Here is a 21,470-nt window from a genome sequence, read left to right as displayed (position 1 = left end):
GATAGGCCGGAGGTGGAAGCACGGTAACGTGTGGAGCTGACCGGTACTAATAGGCCGAGGACTTGACCACAAAGCATAATGCTTTGGTGTGTGCTGCGCTCTGTTACTCTTCGCCGGGTCCGGAGCCGCGCCACACCAAAGAAATCTTGCTCGCGTCCACTATGCAATTCTGAAACAACAAGCGGCATGCTTGTCAGTTTCATAGGGTTGCGGCGGTTATGGCGGGAAGGAAACACCCGGTTACATTCCGAACCCGGAAGTTAAGCTTCCCAGCGCCGATGGTACTGCACTCGGGAGGGTGTGGGAGAGTAGGTCATCGCCGCACAATCTTTGAACGCAAAAAGGCCCCCGACCGTGCCGGTCGGGGGCCTTTTTGCGTTATCGGGGCCGGATGACGAAGACGCCCCAGCCCAGATATCGGCGGCCGTACTCGAGGTGCGAGCGGCGGGCACGCGTGAGGAAATCCTGCATGGCCAGGGCGTCGGGATCGGCCGGATTCTCGCGCAGCCAATCGCTGATCGTCCACCATTGGCCGGCGACGTACCTGTCCCAGGTGTCCGGGTTGGCCAGCACCATTTCGAGGAGTTCGAAGCCGGCCTCTTCGATGCGGTCATCCGTGCCGGCAAGCGAGGTGAACAGGCCTTTCTCCATGCCGAGAAATTCGTAGGCCTCGGGCGGCGGCGGGGATATCCAGTAGCACTCGCCCACGAGAGCGATACCGCCCGGGCGCAGATGCCGGCGCATGAGGGACAAGGTGCCCTTGAGGCCACCGCCGATCCAGGTCGCGCCTATGCAGGAGACGATGTCGTACGACTCGGGGGCATCCGCGTACGTGCCGGCGTCGGCTTCGATGAAATCCAGCCGGTCGGCCACTCCGAGCTCCTGGGCACGGTTTCTCGCAGCGGTCAGAAAGACCTTGCTGATGTCCACGCCGACGCCTTGTGTGCTGTAATCGGCGGCCCAGCGGGAAAGGAGCTCGCCCTTTCCGCACGCCAGATCGAGGTGGCGGGAATCCGGTGTGGGGCGGCAGATCTCGCCGAGCAGATCGAGCTTGCCGTCGGTCAGCGGGTTCAGAATCCGATGCCGGGACTCGGCGATTTCGTGGAAACGAAGTGACATGGTGAGCAGTCTTGCTGGCCCGGTGTTTATGGCCAACCGATTTATCGGGTTGAGCCGGGCTCATCGACGTTCTCCGGCTTGCTAGGCTGGAGGGACCGGGCCACCCCACGGGTGGCCTTCGTCGCGTAAGGCCCGATGGCGGGCGGCGACCTGCCACGGTGGACCGTCGTTGTGAGTCCGCTGGGTGAGCCAACGAAATGGACCAGAAGTGAACAGTGAAAACGGATCGGACGGCGGACAGCGCGGCCGCGGCGACGACAAGGATAGGCGCTCGGGCGAGGGCGGCAGGAACGGCGGGCACGGCTCGCGCGGGCGAGACCTCGGAGGCGACCGTCCGTTCCGTTCCGACGACAGGCCCAGCTCTTCCGGCCGCGAGGACAGAGGACCGCGGCGGGACGACGGTGGCCGGGACGACCGTGGCCCGCGTCGCGAGGGCGGCTACGGTGACCGCCGCGAGGGCAGGTACGGAGACCGTGGCGCCCGGCCTGCGGGCGGGTTCCGCGACGACCGCGGGCCTCGTCGCGAGGGCGCGGACCGCGGACCCCGTGGCGGCGACGACCGCACCTACCGCGACCAGGACGGGAACGACCGGGGTCAGCGTCGTGAAGGCGATGAGCGGCGTCCGTTCCGCGATCGGGATGATCGCGGGCCGCGTCGTGAGGGCGGTTCTGGCGAGCGTCGCGAGGGCGGCTACGGTGACCGCCGGGAAGGCGGTTACGGAGGCCCTCGTCGTGAGGGGGGCTACGGCGATCGTGGCGCCCGGCCTGGGGGCGGGTTCCGTGATGATCGGGGTCCGCGTCGTGAGGGTGATGAGCGGCGTCCGTTCCGCGATCGGGATGATCGTGGCCCGCGTCGTGAGGGCGGCGGTTCCGGCCCCAGGCGTGAGGGGGGCTACGGCGATCGTGGCGCCCGGCCTGGGGGCGGGTTCCGTGACGATCGGGGTCCGCGTCGTGAGGGTGGATTCCGCGATGACCGTGGGCCGCGTCGTGAGGGCGGTCCTGGCGAGCGTCGCGAGGGCGGCTACGGTGACCGCCGGGAAGGCGGTTACGGCGACCGAGGCCCCCGTCGTGAGGGTGGATTCCGTGACGATCGGGGTCCGCGTCGCGAGGGTGGATTCCGCGATGATCGTGGCCCGCGTCGTGAGGGCGGCGGTTCCGGTCCCAGGCGTGAGGGGGGCTACGGCGATCGTGGCGCCCGGCCTGGGGGTGGGTTCCGTGATGATCGTGGCCCGCGTCGTGAGGGCGGCTACGGCGAGCGTCGGCCGGGCGGGTTCCGCGACGACAGCGGTCCCAGGCGCGACAGCGGTTACGGCGATCGCGCCCCCAGGCGTGACGGCGGCGGTTCCGGTGACGACCGTGGCCCGCGTCGTGAGGGTGGGTTCCGTGACGACCGCGGTCCGCGTCGTGAGGGCGGCGGTTCCGGTCCCAGGCGTGAGGGGGGCTACGGCGATCGTGGCGCCCGGCCCGGGGGCGGGTTCCGTGATGATCGGGGTCCGCGTCGTGAGGGTGGGTTCCGTGACGACCGGGGCCCGCGCGGGGAAGGCGGCTACGCCTCCCGGCGTGACGGCGGCTCCCGCCCGTTCTCCCGGGACGATCGCGGCGGGCGCGAGGAGCGTCCTGACGCGGGCACCCGCGCCAGGTACGGCAGGCCCGACCGTGACGCCGAGGCCCCGCCGCGCGAGAGGCTGCCCGAGGTCGCTCCCGACATCACCGCGGACGAGCTCGACAAGGAAGTGCTGGAGGAGCTCCGTTCGCTCCCCGGCGACCTCTCCGACCTCGTAGGCAGGCACCTGGTCGCCGCCGAGCGGGCGCTGGAGGACGACGACCCCGACCAGGCGCACGAGCACACGAAGGTGGCGCGCCGGTTCGCGGCTCGCATCGGCGTCGTGCGTGAGGCCGCGGGCATCGTCGCGTACCGCGCCGGGCACTTCTCCGAGGCGCTGAGCGATCTGCGGGCGGCACGGAGGATGACGGGGTCGGAGGCGTACCTGCCGATCATGGCCGACTGCGAGCGCGGTCTGGGCCGTCCGGAGCGAGCCATCGACCTCGTACGTTCGCCGGAAGCCGAACGCCTGGACCGAGCCGGCCGCATCGAGCTGAGCATCGTCGAATCCGGCGCCCGCCGCGACCTCGGCCAGCACGACGCCGCGGTGATCACCCTGCAGCGCCTGCCCGAGCTGCGCGACCCGCAGCCCAAGCCGTGGTCGGCGCGGCTCGCGTTCGCGTACGCGGACGCCCTGGCCGACGCCGGGCACACGGAGGCGGCCACGGACTGGTTCGGCAGGGCGATGGCCTTCGATGAGGACGGTGAGACGGACGCCGCGGAACGGTACGCCGAGCTGACCGGCGCCGTCATCGAGGACATCGAGGAGGACCTCGAGGAGGACTTCGACACCGACGACGCGGCCGAGACCGCGGAGGCGGCCGAGGTGGACGACGAAGCGGCCCTGGCCGAGGCGGGCGACGTCCTGGACAGCGAGGCTGAGGCCGACCTCCCGGGCGACGAGCCGGAGGCCGGCGAGCTTTCGGACGTTGAGGACGTTCTGTCTGGTGGGCCGGGGGCTGCCGAGACCGGCGAGCTTTCGGACGATGGGGACGTTCTGTCTGGTGAGAGGGGGGCTGCGCAGGCCGCCGAGCTTCCGGACGATGGGGACATTCTGTCTGGTGGGCCGGAGGCTGCGGAGCTTCCGGATGATGCGGACGTTCTGGCCGGTGAGCCGGTTGAGGGCGAGTCGGCCGGCATTTCGGACGGCGAGCCCGAGAACGCCGAGCCCGCTGATGTCTCGGACGTTACGGAAACCGGTGAGCCGGGTCGGGGCGACCGTCCTGAGAGTGCTGCTGAGCAGGCGAATGTCCGTGAGGCGACGGCGCAGCCGCGCATCACGCCTGCGTTCATCGAGCCCGACTTCGGCGACACGCTGAACGAGGACGACGAACCCACCCGGAACCGGCCGAAGAACGACGACTAGCGCGACGCTCCGCCGTACCCGGATGATCGGGTACGGCGGAGCCATGTCCTCCGGCTACGGGGAGACGCGGTCGAGCCAGTGGAGGATGCCCGCGACGTTCGACGGTGCGCCGCTCAGCAGCTCGAACTGCTCGGCCGTCGCGTCATCCGACGTCAGTGCGGTGTACCGCTCCTTCGTGCGGTCCCTGACCATGGCGACGGCGTGGTCCAGGTCCATGCCCTCGGAATGCGCCTGGCGGGTGAGATCGACCCAGACGCGAAGCTCCTCCGCGGACCGGTCGAGGGTCTCCTGGACCGCCTCGACCGGCCCGTAGTGGCTGAACAGCAGCCGCTGCGGCCCCAGCGCCCCGAACAGCTTGATCGAGTCGAGGGCCGTCTGCAGATCGAAGTCCGGCGGGGGCGTCGCGGGGCGCAGGTCGCCCGTTTGGGGCAGGTATACGCCTGCCGCGTCGCCGACGTACAGGTCGCCGGTGGCGGAGTCGACGAGCCCCACGTGGTGTTTCGCGTGCCCGGGGGAGTAGTGGCTGTTGAGCGTGCGCCCGTTGCCCAGGTCGATGGCGCCGGTGTCGCCCAGGGCGACGATGCGCTCGGCCTCGGTGGGGGACAGCTCACCGAACAGCGTGTCGAGCTTGTCGCCCCACACCATCCGCGCGCTGGCCATCAACCGTGCCGGATCAGCCAGGTGGCGAGCGCCCTTCTCATGGACGACGACCTGAGCGGACGGGAAGAATCTGGCGATGTCCCCCACCCCGCCGGCGTGATCCAGATGAATGTGGGTCACCACGACGGTCGCCAGGTCCTCCGGGCCGACACCGAGCGAGGCGAGCGCGTCGCGCACCACCGGGGCCGACGTCGAGGTGCCCGTCTCCACCAGGCACGGCCGGTCGCCCAGGATCAGATAGCCGGCCGTGATGCCCGAGTATCCGGCCATCTTGGTGTCGATCTCATAGACGTCGCCGCCTAGAGCGGTGATGTTGTCCACAGGCACTCCCGAGCGCGCAGTCGTTGTCCCCAGAACGGCATTCCGGCCGATCCGACCTCCCCTTCATCGTAGAGAGTGATCTCCACCAGAGCACCGACAGGAGGACGACAGTGGAGCGAAACGAGGTCGTGCTGGTGGGGAGGCTCTCGGCGGCGGTCGAGGAGCATTCCTTGCCGAGCGGCGACACCGTGACGAAGTGGCGCGTCATCGTGCGCCGCCGCAGGCATCGGCGAGGGGGCACCCTGACGGACAGCATCCCGTGCGTCACCTTCAACCGAGAGACGGCCGCCATAGTCCGCAGCCTGAAACCCCGCGACTACATCGAGGTGACGGGAGCTTTCCGCTGCCGCGTCTTCGGCCCTTCGGCCGCCAAGATCTGGAAGTACGAGGTGGAGGTGAGCACCGCCAAACCAGTCGAAGCCGCGCCACCCGGACCCGACGACCACCCCGATGAGCCACCGGCCGTCCCCGCCCCCCGGCGGGCGGCCGAGATGGCGCAGGCGAGTTGACCCGCGCCCTGCGCCGCTCGCGTCGGAGCTGTCCGGGGCGCTGACCGTCGTGGTGCTTGGACGGGCGGGCGAGGTGTCCTGGGTGCCTCGCCCGCCGGCAGGAGACGAGGGACGGACGTCTCAGTCGATGGCGAACGTACGGAGGAGCAGACCGGTTCTGGGTTTGGGGCCGAAGGAGGTGGACTTGCGGGGCACGCGTTCACCGCCCGCGGCGACGGCCAGCACGTCGTCGGTCGCGAGCGGCTTGAGGATCACGGCGGTGCCACCGGTGCGCACCGCCAGACGCACCGCGGCTTCCGTGTCGTGGTGGACGATCCGTACGGCCTGTTCGTCGTCGCGCATGCCCCACACCTTGGGCATGACGAACTCCGTGAGGACGGCGGTGTTGAGGGAGTTCCAGCGGTCGGAGTGGTCGGCGGGCATGGCGTGGGCCAGCTGCACCGGGTCGGGATCGGTGAGCAGGTGTGCACCGCCTTCGCCGGCGAGCAGGAAGGCCGGCTCGGGGGCGTCCTCGAGCGCGGCCACGCCCTCTGCCAGGTCGGCATAGTCCCGGACCCGCCACGAGCCCTTGGCCCTGGCGGCCGCCTCTTCCAGGGGGAGGTCGGGGATCACCCGGTGGATGGCCTTGAGATCGGGCGGGTACGCGGTCGAATCGACGAGCAGGGCCAGGCCGAAGTCCCACGGCCCGGCAGCGGTCCCGCCAGGCTGCCGGGTCCGGTGCGTGACGCGTTCTTGGCGTTGGAGAAGGCGATACGTCGCATACCGGTGATGGCCGTCGGCGATAAGTGCCTGCCGATCGTGGAGGTCGGCGTTGATCGCGGCGATCTCCGCCTCGTCGGTGATCGCCCATAGGCGGTGCGTGAGCCCGTCTTCGGTGTGGGCGGACACGAGCGGGCTGCGCTTCGCGGCCACCTCGTCCACCAGGCGGGTCGCCGTGCCGTTCGCGCCGTCGTACAGCAGGAAGATCGGTTCGAGGTTGGCTTGCGTGGTGCTCATGAGCGCGAGCCGGTCGGCGATGGGCCCCGGCAGGACGTCCTCGTGGGGCAGGATGATGTGCTGCCCCGGGTCGGCCAGGCCCACGTCGCCGATCAGGCCGCGCTGCTGGACGCCCGGCCCGCTCTGCTCATACACGTACAGCGCCGGCACCTCGTCCGGCGCCAGCACGCCCGAGCCCAGCCAGGCCTTGAGCGTGTCCCCGGCATCGGTGTACCTGGCTTCGAGCGGGACTTCGGCCGGGCCGGAGCCGGCCGGTTCCGGCCGGCTCCCGGCGGCGGCCGAAGTCTCGGGAGAGGAGTCGCTCCTGGACGAGCAGGGAAGGATGAGGCGGACGACGTTGTTCGGGTGAAGTCGCAGGAGGGCGTCTACGTCCGCGTCAGAGATCAGGTCGTAGGGTGGGGAGGTCACCTTGGCGGGATCTTCGACAGCGAAACGCACACCTCGGAAGGGCCGTAGCAGCAGTCCGTCTGGCACCGGCAGTTCAGGAGTCCCCATACCGGGCATGCTCCCATAAATGTTTGCCCCTTCCGAGAGTCGCCCCTTGGTTGCAGCCCGTGCCCGTCCCGCAGCAGGGCAGGGCGGGCCCGTCGTCCAGCGATGAAGGGAGTCCTCACCCATGACTCAAGACGACAACATTCATGACGATCCCTCTGGCGCTCCCCGTGGCGGTGTTTACGACTGGTACCAGCGCGGGGTGAAGCTGCTCCAAGAGGGGAGCCCCGCGGCCGCGGCCGCGTTGCTGGAGCGTGCCGCGGCGGCCGAGCCCGAATCACGCAGCATTCTTGAGGCGCTGGCGCGGGCGCAGTTCAATTCCCGCCAGTACGCCGAGGCCGCGGCCAGCTTTCGGCAGATCGTGGACGCCAACCCCGCTGAGGACTATGCGTACTTCGGGCTGGGGTTGTCGTTGTGGCGTACTGGAGATGTGGAAGGGGCGCAGGAGCCGCTGGCGATCGCGGTCGCCATGCGCCCGGATGAGCGACATTATGTGTCGGCGTTGAAAAGCGTCCGCGCCACTTTGCGCGCTCGTCGCGAGATCTGATTCCTCGATGGACGTCATTCATTGTCGCCTTGTGTTTCGTACGGCAACCTGCAGTGGCCCCGCCTGCCCCGCCCCCACCGCCGCGGCATCCACCTGAAGGGCTCCAGCGCAGGCTCCGCCGCCGGCTGCCCGACCCCGGCGGACTTTTCGGGCGGGCCGGTGGGAGTGCACCAGCGGTGGCGTGTGGCACCGGGTGGGTGCGGTGCCATGCCGGGCGGCGCGGGACCGGATGGGGTCGTTCCGGTGGATGCCGGGGGGTCAGGCGTTGTGGCGGGTGGCGTTGGCGGCGATGGCCGCCTGGTAATAGGCGGCCAAGCCGGGCGCCGTCTGGTCGATGGAGGCCGTGAAACGGGGATCGGTGACGTACAGGTCCCCGAGGCCGCGGTGGATCTCGTACGTGCACGCGTAGCACCAGCGGGTGATGTAGGCCCGGTGCTCCTCGGCGAGATCCACGGCCAGGTCGCCGTCCGCCGGCGCGCCCGCGCGCATCGCCTCGGCCATGCGCTCGGAGATCGCGCCCCCTTCCGCGGTGAACCGCTTCCAGTCCTCCTTCGTGAACGACGCCGTACGCCGCGTCGACTCCGTCCAGGCCGGCGTGCCGCCCCAGCGCTGCTCGGCCTCCGCCGCGTGATCGTCCGGGTTGAAATCGCCGAACACCTCCGCGCGTTCCCCAGGAGTGAGGTTGAGCTTCGTGGACATGGCCATCCCTTCTCTAGGTGAGTACGGGGGCGACGCTAAAGTCTCACGCGGCGTGAGAGTCAAACTGAAAAAAACGGGATGAGGCGCTGTGCTGATCGACGGCTATGACACCCTGCTGCTCGACCTCGACGGCGTGGTCTACTTGGGCGCCCACGCGGTGCCCGGGGCGCCGGCCACGCTGGAGGAGGCACGTGGGCGGGGGGTAAGGCTCGCCTACGTCACGAACAACGCCTCCCGGACTCCCGCCGCCATCGCCGCGCATCTGCGCGAGCTCGGGGCGCCCGCTACGGCCGCGGATGTGGTGACCTCCGCGCAGGCCGCCGCGCGGCTGATCGCCGAACGGGTGCCGCCCGGGTCGAACGTGCTCGTCGTCGGCGGGTCCGGGCTGCGGCTGGCGGTACGGGCCCAGGGGCTCAGGCCGGTCTCGACCGCCCTCGATTCGCCTGTCGCCGTGGTGCAGGGGATCGCCCCGGGCCTGTCGTACGGGCTGCTGTCCGAGGGGGCGCTGGCGGTACGGCAGGGGGCCTGGTTCGTGGCGTCCAACGGGGACAGCACGATGCCCACCGGACGCGGGGAACTGCCGGGGAACGGGGCGATGGTCCGGGTGATCGCCGCCGCCACCGGGGTCGAGCCCGTCTACGCGGGCAAGCCCGATCCGCCGCTGCACCGGGAGTCGATGATCCGTACGGGGGCGCGGCGGCCGCTGGTCGTGGGGGATCGGCTGGACACCGACATCGAGGGCGCCTCCAACGCCGGGGTCGAGAGCCTGCTGGTGCTCACAGGGGTGGCCACGGCTCTCGACGCGCTGACGGCGGGACCCGGGCACCGGCCCACGTACGTCGCCGAAGGGCTGGACGCGCTGCTCGTGCCCTATCCGGAGGTGCGAGACGGAGCCTGCGGGGGCTGGCGGGCCCGGTGGCAGGACGGCGCACTGCGCCTCGACGGGGACGGCAGCCGGATCGACGGGCTGCGGGCGGCGTGCGACGCCGCGTGGGCGGCGGCGGGGGACGGGCAGGTCGAGGAGGATGCGGTCAAGCCCGTTCTGGAGCGCATCGGGTGATCCGGTCCGCCCCAGCGACGGCGTCAATCGTGCCGGCTCCGATGGGGCGGCAGGACGGTCAACGGTCCCTCAGATCAGCCGGCGCAGGCGCAGCAGGTCGCCGAAGCTGGCGTCGATCTTCACCCGGCCACCGAGCAGCGCGCGCGCCAGGTCCAGCTCCCCGTCGACCAGCGCGATCAGGTCGTCGCTCACGATCGTGAGCTTGACGTCGGCGGTCTTGCCGTCCGCGGGCGGCTCCTGCGTGAACGGGTCCAGCCCCCCGTGGTGCAGCCGGCCGTAGAAGATCACGTCGAGGTCGGGAACCCGGCAGCTGACCGTGCGTTCCACCACATGCTTGGCACGATCCTCCGCATCGATCTCGTCGAACTGGGCGACGAGCTTGGCCAGTGCCTCCCGGCACTCCTCGACGCTTGCCATGGTGAGCATCCTTTCTTTCCCTTTGCGGACCGTAGCGTTCCACATCCGGTAACGTCCCCGCATGACCTTCAACGTCTGACACGCCTTCCAAGGTGCCGGACGCTCGCGGGAGGCGTTACGGTCGAGTCATGAGTGAGCTGCCGGAGGGGACCGGCGACGAGCGGGTCGACGCCATCGTGGCCGGCCTCGGCCGCCTTGGCGAGGTGCCCGTCAGCGCGCACGTCCCAGTCTTCGACGAAGCGTTTTCCGAGCTGGAGGCCACGCTAGCCGCTGTGGACGCGGTTGCCGAACCGGTTCAGGGAGACCAGTGAGCCGGCGGATCCGCCTCGACAGCGAGCTGGTACGCCGAGGGCTGGCGCGATCGCGCGAGCAGGCGGCCCAGCTCATCGACGCCGGCCGGGTCACCGTCGGCGGCCAACCGGCCCGCAAGCCCGCCACCCAGGTCGACACCGCCTCCGCCATCGTCGTGGCCGCCTCCGGCGACGGCCCCGACTATGTTTCGCGGGGAGCGCACAAGCTGATCGGCGCGCTCGACACGTTCAAGGGCCTGGCCGTCGAGGGCCGCCGCTGCCTGGACGCGGGCGCCTCCACGGGCGGTTTCACCGACGTGCTGCTGCGCCGCGGCGCAGGCCACGTGCTCGCGGTCGACGTCGGCTACGGCCAGCTCGCCTGGTCCCTGCGCACCGACGAGCGGGTGACGGTGATGGAGCGCGTCAACGTCCGCGACCTGACCCCCGAGATGGTCGGCGAGCCGCCCACGCTGATCGTGGGCGACCTGTCGTTCATCTCGCTGCGGCTGGTGCTGCCCGCGCTGGCCGCTGTCGCCGCGTCGCGGGCCGACTTCGTCATGCTCGTCAAGCCGCAGTTCGAGGTGGGCAAGGACCTCGTCGGGGCGGGCGGCGTCGTACGCGATCCCGAGCTGCGGGCGCATGCCGTGCGCGAGGCCGCGGCCAAGGCGCGGGAGCTCGGGCTGACCGTGCGCGGCGTCACCGCCAGTCCGCTGCCGGGACCGTCGGGAAATGTGGAATATCTGCTCTGGCTGGGCAAGGGAGAGGGCGAGCCGCCGGTCGCCGACCTCGAAGCCGAGATCCAGCGTGCCGTCGCGGAAGGGCCGCAATGAACCGGACCGTTCTGGTCGCCGTACACACCGGGCGGGACGCCGCCGTCGAGAGCGCCCGCCTGGTCATCGACCGGCTGGTCGACGCCGGCATCACCGTCAGGGTGCTGGAAGCCGAGGCCGACGAGATCGGCTGCCGCGGCGCCGAGGCGGTGCCCGGCGACCCGAGCGCGGTCAAGGACGCCGAGGTCATGATGGTGCTCGGCGGCGACGGCACGCTCCTGCGCGCCGCCGAGCTGGCCAGGCCCGCCGGCACGCCGCTGCTGGGCGTCAATCTCGGGCACGTCGGGTTCCTGGCCGAGGCCGAGGTGGCCGATCTGGCCTCGGCGGTCGACAACGTCGTCGCGGGCCGCTACGACGTCGAAGAGCGCATGACGATCGATGTCCTCGCCAGGCTGAACGGCCGGGTCCTGGCCGACACGTGGGCGCTCAACGAGGTCAGCGTCGAGAAGCGGGACCGCATGCTGGAGCTGGTCGCCGAGATCGACGGCCGGCCGTTGTCACGCTGGGGATGCGACGGCGTGATCTGCGCCACGCCGACCGGCTCGACCGCCTATGCTTTCTCCGCCGGCGGACCGATCGTGTGGCCGGAGGTGGAGGCGCTGCTCATGGTGCCCATCAGCGCGCACGCGTTGTTCGCCAAGCCGCTGGTCGTCTCGCCGCGCTCCAAGCTGGCCGTCGAGATCCTGCCCGACACGCCAGGGGGCGTCCTGTGGTGCGACGGGCGGCGCAGGTTCGAGCTGCCGTCGGGCTCGCGGGTGGAGGTCCGCAGAGGGGCCGAGCCCGTACGCCTGGCGCGGCTGCACGGCGTGGAGAGCACCGGCGCGCCGTTCACGGACAGGTTGGTCGCCAAGTTCGAACTTCCTGTTCAGGGATGGCGCGGAAGGGTGCGACCCTGAGTGAATGAGAGGCGGAGCGCGTAGGATCGCGTGGGCACATCTGTTCGGAGACGATGCCGTGTGACCATCAGACACGGCGGTGACGGGAGTGGGCAGTGCGACCAAGGGTCGAGGAGGTCCGCATCCAGGGGCTCGGCGTCATCGACGAGGCCGTCCTAGAGCTTTCCCCCGGCTTCAACGTGGTCACCGGCGAGACCGGCGCGGGCAAGACGATGGTCGTCACCGGGCTGGGGCTGCTGTTCGGCGGCCGGGCCGACCCGTCACGCATCCGGCCGGGAGCCGACCGGGCGACCGTGGAGGGCACCCTGGTCATCCAGCATGGCGGACGCGTCGCCCAGCAGGTCGAGGACATCGGCGGCGAGGTCGAGGACGGCGAGCTGATCATCTCGCGCACGGTCTCGGCCGAGGGCAGGTCCAGAGCCTGGCTCGGCGGGCGCACCGTGCCCGTGGGCACCCTGACCTACCTGGCCGACGACCTCGTGGCGGTGCACGGGCAGATGGACCAGCAGCGGCTGCTCCAGCCGGCCAGGCAGCGGGCCGCGCTCGACCGCTACGCCGGCAACGATCTGGTCAAGCCGCTGCGGGCCTACACGCAAGCGTACAAACGGCACAAGCAGGTCGCCGCGCAGCTGGAGGAGCTGACCACCCGGGCCAGGGAGCGGGCGCAGGAGGCCGACCTGCTGCGCTTCGGCCTGGAAGAGATCGAGAAGGTCGACCCCAAGCCAGGCGAGGACGTCGAGCTGCGCGCTGAGGAGGAGCGGCTCTCCCACGCCGACGCCCTGCGCAACGCCGCCACCAGCGCGCACACGGCCCTGCTCGGCGACCCGATGGAGGCGGCCGGCAGCCCCCACGACGTGATCTCGCTGCTCGGCGAGGCACGCGCGGCCGTCGAGGGGGTGCGCGACTTCGACACCCAGCTCGCCGGCATGGCCGACCGGCTGGCCGAGGCCGGATATCTGATCTCCGACGTGGCCACCGACCTGGCGGCCTACGCGGAGTCGATCGAGGCCGATCCAGCACGGCTGGCGGCCGTGCAGGAACGCCGCTCGGTGCTGACCGGGCTCATCCGGAAATACGGTGAGGACAGCGCCGGAGTCCTGGCCTGGGCGCAGCAGGCCGCCGCCCGCCTGGGCGAGCTCGAAGGCGACGACGAGCGCATCGATGAGCTCACCCGCGAATACGACGAGCTGACCGGCAAGCTCACCGACCTGGCCGCCGAGCTCACCCGGGTGCGCGAGGCCGCCGCCGAGCGGTTCGGCCGGGCCGTGACCGAGGAGCTGACGGCGCTCGCCATGCCGCACGCCAGAGTCATCGTCCAGCTCACCCAGAGAGCGGAGTTCGGCCCCGACGGGGTCGACGAGGTGGAGCTGCGGATGGCCGCCCACCCGGCCGCGCCGCCGCTGCCGCTCAACAAAGGCGCCTCGGGCGGCGAGCTGAGCCGGGTGATGCTCGCGATCGAGGTGGTCTTCGCCGGCGCGGATCCGGTGCCGACATTCGTGTTCGACGAGGTCGACGCCGGCGTCGGCGGCAAGGCCGCGGTGGAGATCGGGCGCCGGCTGGCCAGGCTCGCCCGCACCGCCCAGGTCATCGTCGTCACCCATCTGCCGCAGGTGGCCGCGTTCGCCGACCAGCACCTGGTGGTCGAGAAGGCCAGTGACGGCAGCGTCGTGCGCAGCGGCGTCGTCACGCTCAACCACGAAGGCCGGGTGCGCGAGCTGTCCCGCATGCTGGCCGGTCTGGAGGACTCCGAGCTGGGCCGGGCGCATGCCGAAGAGCTGCTGGGCCTGGCAGCGGCGGACAGGTGATCCGGCGTAACATAGCGGACACGCTGCGTGATGCGTGGCCCCCGCGCTGTTTCGCTCTGGCAGGATGGTCTTGATGAAGGTTCCGGGGAGCAAGATGCCGGGCCTCCGCGGCAGGAAGGTCGGTGACCTTCCCGGCATAACGGCAGTGGCGAGAATCGACCGGCGGACCAAGAGGCTCACCAAGCGCCTCCAGCCCGGAGAAATCGCGATTATCGACCATGTTGACGTTGACCGGGTGAGCGCGGAGGCCCTCGTCGCATGTGGAGCTGCGGCCGTGGTCAACGTCGCCACCGGGATCAGCGGCCGCTACCCCAATCTGGGGCCGCAGATCCTCATCGAGGCGGGCGTGCCGTTCGTCGACAACGCCAGCCAGGAACTGTTCGAGCGGATCAAGGACGGCGACGTCGTACGGCTCTGTGACGGCGTGGTCTACCTCGACGACGACGTGGTCGCCAAGGGCGAGCCGCAGAGTCCCGAGGCGGTCGAGGCGGCCATGGCCGAGGCACGCGCCGGGCTCGCCGTCCAGATCGAGGCCTTCGCCGTCAACACGATGGAATACGTCCGCGGCGAGGGCAGGCTCCTCATCGACGGAGTCGGCGTACCGGAGATCCGCACCCCCATGGAGGGCCGGCACGTCCTCATCGTGGTCCGCGGTTACCACTACAAGGAAGACATCGCCACCCTGCGTCCCTACATCCGCGAATACCGGCCCGTGCTCGTCGGCGTCGACGGCGGCGCCGACGCGCTGCTGGAGGCCGGCTACCTGCCCGACGTGATCGTGGGCGACTTCGACTCCGTCTCCACCAAGGCCCTGACCTGCGGCGCCGAGCTGGTCGTGCACGCCTACCGCGACGGCAGGGCCCCCGGCCTGGAGCGCGTGCACCAGCTGGGCCGCGAAGCGGTGATCTTCCCCGCAACCGGCACCAGCGAGGACATCGCGATGCTCCTGGCCGACCGCAAGGGCGCCGAGCTGATCGTCGCCGTCGGCACCCACGGCACGCTGGAGGAGTTCCTCGACAAGGGGCGCTCCGGCATGGCCAGCACTTTTCTCACCCGGCTGATCATCGGCAGCAAGCTCATCGACGCCAAGGGCGTGAGCAGGCTCTACCGCAGCCGGATCACGACCTCCCAGCTGCTGCTCCTGGTGATCACCGCGTTGATCACCATGGGGGTCGCGCTCTTCCTCTCGCCGATCGGCCAGACCTGGCTGAACGGCCTGCAAGACGCCTGGAACTCGTTCATCTTCTGGCTGGTCGGACTCTTCTCGTGATCGATTTCCGCTATCACCTCGTCTCCATCGTCGCGATCTTCCTTGCCCTCGCGGTGGGAATCGTGCTGGGCACCACCCTGCTGCAGGAGCCCGCGGTCAAGTCGGCGCAGGAGGTGACCGCCCAGCTGACCAAGACCAAAGATGAGCTGCGGGCGCAGATGGACGTCCTGCAGAGCCGCGAGGCCGGCAACGACGCGGTCATCTCCGCCCTGACGCCCGCCCTGGTGGCAGGAGACCTGACCGGCCAGCGGGTGCTGCTGATCGAGACGCCGGGCTCCAGCGCCGCCGTGCGCGAGGCCACCCAGCAGGTGCTCGACCAGGCGGGCGCGGATGTCACCGGACGCGTGGCGTTGACGGAGAAGCTCCTCGACCCCGCGGGCAAAGGCGTCCTCGACGGCCTGGTCAACCAGTTCAAACCGGCCAACACGATCTTCCCGGCCACCACCACCAGCTGGGATCGCGCCGCCACACTGCTGGCCTCCGCCCTCGTCACCAACGACCCGGCCCAAGCGGGCACGCCCAACACCGCCACTCCCGACGTCGTCGGCACGTTCGAGGCGGGCGGGCTGCTCACCGTCGACGGTGACCCCACCAAGCGGGCCACGCTCGCGGTGATGTTCGCGCCGGAGAAGCCGTTCGAGGGAGACGACGCCGAGGTGATGGCCGGAGCCCTGGTCTCGGTCGCCGGCGGCTTCGACGCGGCGGACAAGGGCACAGTCGTCGCCGGGGCCGCCGCCACCACCGCCGTTCCCGGCGACGTCATCAGCTCCCTGCGCGACGACAGCGAGATCTCCAAGGGGGTCTCCACCGTCGACACCGCCGATATGCCGGTGGGCCGCGTCGTGCTCGTCGACGCTCTCCGGGAGCAACTGGCCGGTCGCGCGGGCCAGTACGGCATCGGCAGGGGAGCCTCCGTGCCGCTGCCCCCGTTGACGTCCGCCACTCCGACCCCCACCACCCAGTCAGGGAGCTGACATGCCTGCCAGCCGGGCCCGTGGCCTGCTCTACGCCCTCGCCGGTGCCGCGATCGGCGCCGCGGCCGCTCGCGCCGCCTACGCGGCGTTCACCCGCAACCGGCCGGCCGACCTGGGCGGCCGCTGGACGCGCAAGAACCACCGGGGCGAGCCCATCACGCTGCTCGAAGGCCCCGCGTTCGTGGCCGGCTCGGGCGCGGCGGCCGCTCTCACCCCCGGCCTCCCCGGCCGGCTGCGCCTGGCCGCCCTCGTCGCCGGCGCGGGCAGCGGCGCGCTCGGCGCCTACGACGACCTGTACGGCACCACGTCCTCCAAAGGCTTCAAAGGGCACCTGAGCGCGCTCGCCCGCGGCGAGGTCACCAGCGGCGCCGTCAAGATCCTCGGCATCGGCGCCACCGGGCTCGCCGCCGCCGCCCTCGTCTCCGAGGGCCCCGTGGACACCGTGGTCAACGGCGCTGCCATCGCCGGCGCCGCGAACCTCGCCAACCTCTTCGACCTGCGCCCCGGCCGCGCCATCAAGGTCGGCCTGCTGACCGGCGGGCCGCTGCTGGCCGCCGCCGTCTTCCGCGACTCGCGCGCCGCGGCGCTGGCCGCCGTGCCGATCGGCGCCGCCGCCGCGCTGCTGCCCGAGGATCTCGGCGAGCGCGCCATGCTCGGCGACGCGGGCGCCAACTCTCTGGGCGCCCTGCTCGGGCTCGCCGCGGTCACCAAGCTCGGCAGGCCGGGCCGCTACGCGCTGCTGGGCACAGTCGTGGCGTTGACCGCGGCCGCGGAGAAGGTCAGCTTCACCAAGGTCATCGCCGGGAACCCGGTGCTCAACCGCATCGACATGCTGGGCCGCCGCCCCGTCGACACCGTGTGACCCGACCGGCGCGATTGTCGGTGCGGCCTGCCAGGATGTCTGCTGCCATGCGGGTCCTGACCGGGTGTCGCCGCAACACGCGGGGCCGGATGGCGCAGGGCTTGGCGGTGCGGGCTGGGGAGGCCGGGTGGGTGTCGTGACGGCGCGGGGCGTCGCCGGTGGGGCCATGCTCATCGGCGCGATCACCGTGCTGGCGCGCATCACCGGCTTCGCCAAGCAGTACGCCTTCGCGCAAACGGTCGGCACCAACTGCCTGTCCACCGCCTACATGACGGCCAACCAGATCCCCAACATCGTGTTCGAGGTGGTCGCCGGCGGGGCGCTGGCCGGAATGGTCGTCCCGGTGCTGGCGGGTGCGGCGGCCGGGCGCGACTCCGACGGGCGGGTGAGCTGGATCAGCTCGGCGCTGCTGACCTGGGTCGTCGTCGTGCTGGTCCCGCTGGGCGCGCTCACCGCGCTGCTCGCCGGGCCGATCACCGGATTGTTCTTCGGCCCGACCCTCGATGACTGCCCGAACATCGAGGCGGTGACCACCATCGCCACCCGGATGCTGGTCGTCTTCGCCCCCCAGATCCCTCTGTACGGCATCGCCGTGGTGCTCTACGGCGTGCTGCAGTCGCACAGGCGCTTCGCCGGGCCCGCGGTCGCGCCGCTGGTGTCCAGCATCGTGGTCATCGTCGCCTACCTGCTGTTCGTGCCGCTCAGCGAGGGATATGACGACCCCGCCACGGTGCCGGGCCCCGCCGAGCTGGCGTTGTCCGTGGGGACCAGTCTGGGCGTGCTGTCCCTGGTGCTGACCGTGATCGGTCCCACGGCCGCGCTGGGGCTGCGGTGGCGGCCGACCCTGCGCTTTCCCGAGGGCGTGGCCGCGCAGGTGCGCAGGCTCGCCCTGGCCGGCATCGCCGCCCTCCTCGCCCAGCAGGTCGCCATGATCGTGGTGGTGGTGCTGTCCAACAGGGCGATCGGCAACGCGGCCATCACCGTCTACAACTACGCGTGGGCGATCTACCTGGTGCCGTACGCGGTGCTCGCCGTACCCATCGCCACCAGCGCGTTTCCCCGGTTGTCCGGGCAGGCGGGCGATCCGGCGGCCTTCTCGGCGCTCGCGGCGCGCACCACGCGCGCCGTGGTGCTGGTGTCCGGGCTGGCCGCCGGGGTGCTGGCCGCCGCCTCCGGGCCCGTCGCCGAGGTGTTCCTCTGGGACAAGAGCGAGGTGCCCGCCGTCCAGATGGCCAGGACGATCGCCCTGTTCGCGCCAGGATTGATCGGATACGGGCTCATCGCGCACCTCAGCCGGGTGCTGTACGCGGCCGGGCGCGGCCGGGCGGCCGCCACCGGCACGGTCGTGGGCTGGGCGGTCGTGGTGGTCGCACAGGTGGTTCTCGTGCCGGTGCTGCCCGAGGCGTGGAAGATCGGCGGGATGGCGCTCGGGATGAGCGTGGGCATGAGCGCTGGTGGAGCGCTGCTGCTCGGCTCCGTGGCCAGGGCACGGGGGAGCGCGGCCGTGGCAGGGCTGGCCAGGGCCGGGGGCGCGGCGGTGGCCGGGGGGCTGCAGGGATACCTGGCGGGGGCCGCTGTGGTGGGGTGGCTCGGCGTGCGGGGGCTGTGGCCGAACGTGTGGGCCACGCTGCTGGCCGCCGTCGTGGCGCTGGTGGTGGGAGCGCTGGTCGTGGCGGTGCTGGATCGGGCGGACGCGCGCGCGGTGGCCGGGCTCCTGAAGCGGGGCGGAGCGGGCTGAGGCCGGTCATGCGTGATGGAGAGCGGGCGGGACGCACTGAAGGCCGGTCATGCGTGATGGAGAGCGGGCGGGACGCACTGAAGGCCGGTCATGCGTGATGGAGAGCGGGCGGGACGCACTGAAGGCCGGTCATGCGTGATGGAGAGCGGGCGGGACGCACTGAAGGCCGGTCATGCGTGATGGAGAGCGGGCGGGACGCACTGAAGGCCGGTCTTGCGGGCCTACAGGCTGTAGGGGCGAGTCGGCCACCGCTGCTGCTGCGGTGGCCGGCCGGCGTGGGAGTGTGGTGGTGTGGCGGTCCCGGTGAGTGCGCGTTTGGGGCGGCCGAGGAAGGAGCGGGTTGTGCGGGTGGCTTTCGTGCTGGGCACCACGTCCGGTGGCACGGGGCGGTATGTCCGGATGCTGACCGAGGGACTGGTGGGGCGGGGGCACCGCGTACTCGTCGTGGGGCCGCGCAGCGTTGAGGAGCAGTTCTCGTTCGCCGGGGCGGGTGCCCGGTTCGTGGAGGTGGCCGTCTCGGATCGGCCGCATCCCGTCAACGACCTGCGTACGGTGCTCGCGATCAGGCGACTGACCCGGGACGCCGATGTCGTGCACGCTCATGGGCTGCGGGCCGGGGCGCTGGTCGCGCTCGGGGGGCGCGGGAAGAGGCTTGCCGCGGCACGGGGGCGGATGCTGGTCGTCACCTTGCACAACGCGCTGACGGCCGGCGGGTTCGTTGGGCTGGTCTATGGCGTGCTGGAGCGCATCGTGGCGCGGCGGGCCGATCGCGTGCTGGTGGTGTCGCCGGATCTCGGTGCGCGGATGGAGGGGCTGGGGGCTCGGGACGTACGGGCCGCCGTGGTGCCCGCGCCCCCGCTGCGGCCGGTGAAACGCACCCCCCAGGAGATCAGGGACGAGTTGGCGGCTGGGGAGCGGCCCATCCTCCTCACGATCGCCCGGCTCGCCCAGCAGAAGGGCCTCGAAACCCTCCTCGACGTGGCAGCAGGGCCGTGGAGGGGGCAAGACGCGGCGGCCGGGGCGGCGCGGGACAGTGGAGCGCAGGCACGCGCGGCCCAGGGCGCGGCTCGGGAGGGCGCGGCTCGGGAGGGCGCGGCTCGGGAGGGGGCGGCGCCGGATGGCGTGGCCTGGGAGGGCGTCGCTCGGAATGGCTACGGCGCGGCACCAGACGGCGCGGCAGGGGCAGGAGACGGCGCTTCTCCAGACAGCGCTTCTCCAGACAGCGCGGCACGGCATGGCGGGTCGCGGGATGGTGTGGCGCGGGATGGTGTGGCAGGCGGTGCTGCGGGAGGTGGCGGGGTCCGGGGCATCGCCGGGGACATTGGGACCGTAGAAAACGCTTTGGCGTCGGGGGACGCTGTGGCGGCGACGGACAGGGCAGTGACGGCGGGCGGTGCGACGGGGGCGCCCCTTTTCGTGGTGGCGGGCGAGGGGCCGTTGCGCGCGGAGCTGGAGCGCAGGATTGCGGCCGAGGGATTGCCTGTGAAGCTGCTCGGGAACCGGGACGACATCCCCGACCTTCTGGGCGCCGCCACCGCCGTGCTGGCAGCCAGCCGGTGGGAGGGGCAGCCGCTCAGCATCCGGGAGGCGCTCATGGCCGGGAAACCGGTGATCGCCACGGCTGTGGGAGGTATTCCGGAAATAGTGGGGGATGCCGGGATTCTTGTTCCGTACAGGGACGTTCAAGGGCTGCGGCAGGCCGTACGCACGCTGCTGGAGGAGCCCGGAGCTGCGGGAAGGCTGGCGGCGGCGGCCGCGCGGCGGGGGCGGGAGATGCCCGACGGTGACGCCGCGGTGGTGAGCGTGCTGGCCGGATACGCTTTTCAAGATCAAGAGGATGATTAGGTAGGGATAAGGCGTTCTCGTATACTGCCTGGGTTAGGGAGGGGAGTATCCCTTCGCGACAGCCTCGTCATCACGGTGCAGCCCCGATCCACGGGGCCCCCGGGGCTGCCGGTCCGCAGTTTCGGCGGGCGGGAGAGACCTCCGGCACTGAGTCCTGTATGCCGGAGGGTTTGTGACGTGATCGTACCCGCGTGGGCCTGGATCGCCGTGATCGGCGGTCTTCTTGTTGTCCTGGCCGTTGACCTTTGGATCGTTGACCGCGGAGAAGCTCGTGAGTTCTCCATGCGGCAGGCCGGTTACTGGGTGACGTTCTACGTCGTCCTCGCCGTGGCGTTCGGGCTGCTCCTGTGGGGCGTATACGGGGGGGACAAAGCCGGGGAGTTCTTCGCCGGATACATCACCGAATACAGCCTCAGCGTCGACAATCTCTTCGTCTTCTTCATCATCATGAGCAGGTTCGCCGTGCCACGGGCGTACCAGCACAAGGTTTTGCTCGTGGGCATCCTGCTCGCGCTGGTCATGCGCGGTATCTTCATCGCGCTCGGGGCCGCGGCGCTCGAGCGGTTCAGCTGGCTGTTCTACGTCTTCGGCGCCTTCCTCGTCTACACCGCGATCAACCTCGTCCGCCAGCACCTCAAGCACGAGGAAGAGGAATTCAAGGAGAACGTCCTGCTCAGGTGGGTGCGCAAGGCGTTCCCCACCACCGAGGGGTACGTCGGCTCCAAGGTCACCGTCAAGATCGACGGCAGGCGCATGGTCACGCCGATGCTCATCGTGATGATCGCCATCGGGAGCACCGATCTGCTGTTCGCCCTGGACTCGATTCCAGCGATCTTCGGGCTTACCAAGGATCCCTTCATCGTCTTCACGGCCAACGCGTTCGCCCTGATGGGACTGCGTCAGCTCTACTTCCTGCTGGGCGGGCTGCTGCAGCGACTGGTGTACATCAGCTATGGTTTGGCGTTCATCCTCGGGTTCATCGGGGTTAAGCTGGTATTGGAGGCCTTGCACGCCAGCCATGTCTCCTGGGCGCCCGAAATTCCCATCTGGGTCTCGCTCTCGGTCATCGGCGCCACCATGGTCATCACCACCGTGGCCAGCCTGGTCAAAGCTCGCATCGACGCACGCGAGGGCGAGGCAACGCACCCGGAGCAGGTCTAGCGAAATGGGCT

Annotated in this window: 19 protein-coding genes and 1 rRNA gene; 15 read left to right on the top strand and 5 right to left on the bottom strand. The window is 70.8% G+C overall.

The annotated features are described in order from the left end of the window. Nucleotides 1–208: 208 nt before the first annotated feature. Nucleotides 209–325 (top strand): 5S ribosomal RNA (rrf, locus tag ACTMTI_RS20815). Nucleotides 326–378: 53 nt separating this feature from the next. Here rrf and ACTMTI_RS20810 read toward each other — a convergent pair. Further along, a complete protein-coding gene (locus ACTMTI_RS20810) occupies nucleotides 379–1,155 on the bottom strand; it encodes an SAM-dependent methyltransferase (protein WP_441122090.1) in 777 nt (258 codons plus the stop codon). Nucleotides 1,156–2,851: 1,696 nt separating this feature from the next. Here ACTMTI_RS20810 and ACTMTI_RS20805 point away from each other — a divergent pair. Then, nucleotides 2,852–4,087 carry a hypothetical protein gene (locus tag ACTMTI_RS20805; protein ID WP_441122089.1) on the top strand — a complete coding sequence of 412 codons (1,236 nt, stop codon included), beginning with the start codon at nucleotides 2,852–2,854 and terminating at the stop codon, nucleotides 4,085–4,087. A gap of 54 nt (nucleotides 4,088–4,141) precedes the next feature. On the opposite strand, the gene ACTMTI_RS20800 is transcribed toward ACTMTI_RS20805, so the two are convergent. After that, nucleotides 4,142–5,068, bottom strand: a complete 927-nt coding sequence (locus ACTMTI_RS20800) for an MBL fold metallo-hydrolase (protein ID WP_441122088.1) — start codon at nucleotides 5,066–5,068, stop codon at nucleotides 4,142–4,144. A 110-nt stretch (nucleotides 5,069–5,178) separates the two neighbouring features. Between ACTMTI_RS20800 and ACTMTI_RS20795 the strand changes: the two genes are divergently transcribed. Further along, nucleotides 5,179–5,577 carry a single-stranded DNA-binding protein gene (locus tag ACTMTI_RS20795; RefSeq protein ID WP_441122087.1) on the top strand — a complete coding sequence of 133 codons (399 nt, stop codon included), beginning with the start codon at nucleotides 5,179–5,181 and terminating at the stop codon, nucleotides 5,575–5,577. A gap of 120 nt (nucleotides 5,578–5,697) precedes the next feature. Here ACTMTI_RS20795 and ACTMTI_RS20790 read toward each other — a convergent pair whose 3' ends face one another. Further along, the gene (locus ACTMTI_RS20790) at nucleotides 5,698–7,077 is read right to left on the bottom strand and encodes a DUF1015 family protein (RefSeq protein WP_441122086.1); all 1,380 of its coding nucleotides are present in this window, start codon (nucleotides 7,075–7,077) and stop codon (nucleotides 5,698–5,700) included. A gap of 112 nt (nucleotides 7,078–7,189) precedes the next feature. On the opposite strand from ACTMTI_RS20790, the gene ACTMTI_RS20785 reads away from it, so the two are divergent. Further along, nucleotides 7,190–7,612 (top strand): tetratricopeptide repeat protein, encoded by a 423-nt coding sequence (locus tag ACTMTI_RS20785; RefSeq protein WP_441122085.1) that lies wholly within the window; start codon nucleotides 7,190–7,192, stop codon nucleotides 7,610–7,612. 258 nt (nucleotides 7,613–7,870) lie between these two features. On the opposite strand, the gene ACTMTI_RS20780 is transcribed toward ACTMTI_RS20785, so the two are convergent. After that, on the bottom strand, nucleotides 7,871–8,311 hold the full coding sequence (locus tag ACTMTI_RS20780) for a TipAS antibiotic-recognition domain-containing protein (protein WP_441122083.1): 441 nt from the start codon (nucleotides 8,309–8,311) through the stop codon (nucleotides 7,871–7,873). A gap of 88 nt (nucleotides 8,312–8,399) precedes the next feature. On the opposite strand from ACTMTI_RS20780, the gene ACTMTI_RS20775 reads away from it, so the two are divergent. Next, nucleotides 8,400–9,371 carry an HAD-IIA family hydrolase gene (locus tag ACTMTI_RS20775; RefSeq protein ID WP_441122082.1) on the top strand — a complete coding sequence of 324 codons (972 nt, stop codon included), beginning with the start codon at nucleotides 8,400–8,402 and terminating at the stop codon, nucleotides 9,369–9,371. 69 nt (nucleotides 9,372–9,440) lie between these two features. Here ACTMTI_RS20775 and ACTMTI_RS20770 read toward each other — a convergent pair whose 3' ends face one another. After that, nucleotides 9,441–9,788 carry an SCP2 sterol-binding domain-containing protein gene (locus ACTMTI_RS20770; protein ID WP_441122081.1) on the bottom strand — a complete coding sequence of 116 codons (348 nt, stop codon included), beginning with the start codon at nucleotides 9,786–9,788 and terminating at the stop codon, nucleotides 9,441–9,443. 128 nt (nucleotides 9,789–9,916) lie between these two features. Here ACTMTI_RS20770 and ACTMTI_RS20765 point away from each other — a divergent pair, with 128 nt between their 5' ends. The 10 genes from ACTMTI_RS20765 to ACTMTI_RS20720 all read left to right on the top strand — a co-directional run bounded on the left by ACTMTI_RS20765 (nucleotide 9,917) and on the right by ACTMTI_RS20720 (nucleotide 21,459). Further along, nucleotides 9,917–10,099 carry a hypothetical protein gene (locus tag ACTMTI_RS20765; protein WP_441122080.1) on the top strand — a complete coding sequence of 61 codons (183 nt, stop codon included), beginning with the start codon at nucleotides 9,917–9,919 and terminating at the stop codon, nucleotides 10,097–10,099. Continuing rightward, nucleotides 10,096–10,908 (top strand): TlyA family RNA methyltransferase, encoded by an 813-nt coding sequence (locus ACTMTI_RS20760; protein ID WP_441122079.1) that lies wholly within the window; start codon nucleotides 10,096–10,098, stop codon nucleotides 10,906–10,908. Before ACTMTI_RS20765 ends, ACTMTI_RS20760 begins: the two co-directional genes overlap by 4 nt. Continuing rightward, nucleotides 10,905–11,804, top strand: coding sequence for an NAD kinase (locus ACTMTI_RS20755; RefSeq protein WP_441122078.1), 900 nt, complete (start codon nucleotides 10,905–10,907; stop codon nucleotides 11,802–11,804). The genes ACTMTI_RS20760 and ACTMTI_RS20755 overlap by 4 nt, the downstream gene beginning before the upstream one ends. Nucleotides 11,805–11,899: 95 nt before the next feature. Next, entirely contained in the window at nucleotides 11,900–13,609 is a 1,710-nt protein-coding gene (gene recN, locus ACTMTI_RS20750) for a DNA repair protein RecN (protein ID WP_441122077.1), read from the top strand. A gap of 73 nt (nucleotides 13,610–13,682) precedes the next feature. Beyond that, complete coding sequence (steA, locus tag ACTMTI_RS20745) at nucleotides 13,683–14,879, top strand: putative cytokinetic ring protein SteA (protein ID WP_441122076.1); 1,197 nt, start codon at nucleotides 13,683–13,685, stop codon at nucleotides 14,877–14,879. Then, on the top strand, nucleotides 14,876–15,853 hold the full coding sequence (locus tag ACTMTI_RS20740; RefSeq protein WP_441122075.1) for a copper transporter: 978 nt from the start codon (nucleotides 14,876–14,878) through the stop codon (nucleotides 15,851–15,853). The genes steA and ACTMTI_RS20740 overlap by 4 nt, the downstream gene beginning before the upstream one ends. A 1-nt stretch (nucleotide 15,854) precedes the next feature. Beyond that, on the top strand, nucleotides 15,855–16,715 hold the full coding sequence (locus ACTMTI_RS20735) for a hypothetical protein (protein ID WP_441122074.1): 861 nt from the start codon (nucleotides 15,855–15,857) through the stop codon (nucleotides 16,713–16,715). 127 nt (nucleotides 16,716–16,842) lie between these two features. Further along, nucleotides 16,843–18,453 (top strand): murein biosynthesis integral membrane protein MurJ, encoded by a 1,611-nt coding sequence (gene murJ / locus ACTMTI_RS20730; RefSeq protein WP_441122073.1) that lies wholly within the window; start codon nucleotides 16,843–16,845, stop codon nucleotides 18,451–18,453. A 342-nt stretch (nucleotides 18,454–18,795) separates the two neighbouring features. After that, nucleotides 18,796–20,298, top strand: a complete 1,503-nt coding sequence (locus ACTMTI_RS20725; RefSeq protein ID WP_441122072.1) for a glycosyltransferase — start codon at nucleotides 18,796–18,798, stop codon at nucleotides 20,296–20,298. 177 nt (nucleotides 20,299–20,475) lie between these two features. Further along, nucleotides 20,476–21,459 (top strand): TerC family protein, encoded by a 984-nt coding sequence (locus tag ACTMTI_RS20720; RefSeq protein ID WP_441122071.1) that lies wholly within the window; start codon nucleotides 20,476–20,478, stop codon nucleotides 21,457–21,459. Nucleotides 21,460–21,470: the final 11 nt, after the last annotated feature.

It is taken from the genome of Nonomuraea sp. H19, assembly GCF_052068215.1.
In the GTDB taxonomy this organism is placed as follows: Bacteria; Actinomycetota; Actinomycetes; order Streptosporangiales; family Streptosporangiaceae; genus Nonomuraea.
Note: the sequence above shows the minus strand (reverse complement) of the source record. Positions and strands in the feature narration are given on the sequence as shown.

Coding starts and splice junctions, on each gene's coding strand:
- ACTMTI_RS20790 (WP_441122086.1), bottom strand. CDS start 7,077: ATGCCCGGTATGGGGACTCCTGAACTGCCGGTGCCAGACGGACTGCTG.
- ACTMTI_RS20785 (WP_441122085.1), top strand. CDS start 7,190: ATGACTCAAGACGACAACATTCATGACGATCCCTCTGGCGCTCCCCGT.
- ACTMTI_RS20780 (WP_441122083.1), bottom strand. CDS start 8,311: ATGTCCACGAAGCTCAACCTCACTCCTGGGGAACGCGCGGAGGTGTTC.
- ACTMTI_RS20770 (WP_441122081.1), bottom strand. CDS start 9,788: ATGGCAAGCGTCGAGGAGTGCCGGGAGGCACTGGCCAAGCTCGTCGCC.
- ACTMTI_RS20765 (WP_441122080.1), top strand. CDS start 9,917: ATGAGTGAGCTGCCGGAGGGGACCGGCGACGAGCGGGTCGACGCCATC.
- ACTMTI_RS20755 (WP_441122078.1), top strand. CDS start 10,905: ATGAACCGGACCGTTCTGGTCGCCGTACACACCGGGCGGGACGCCGCC.
- steA (WP_441122076.1), top strand. CDS start 13,683: ATGAAGGTTCCGGGGAGCAAGATGCCGGGCCTCCGCGGCAGGAAGGTC.
- ACTMTI_RS20735 (WP_441122074.1), top strand. CDS start 15,855: ATGCCTGCCAGCCGGGCCCGTGGCCTGCTCTACGCCCTCGCCGGTGCC.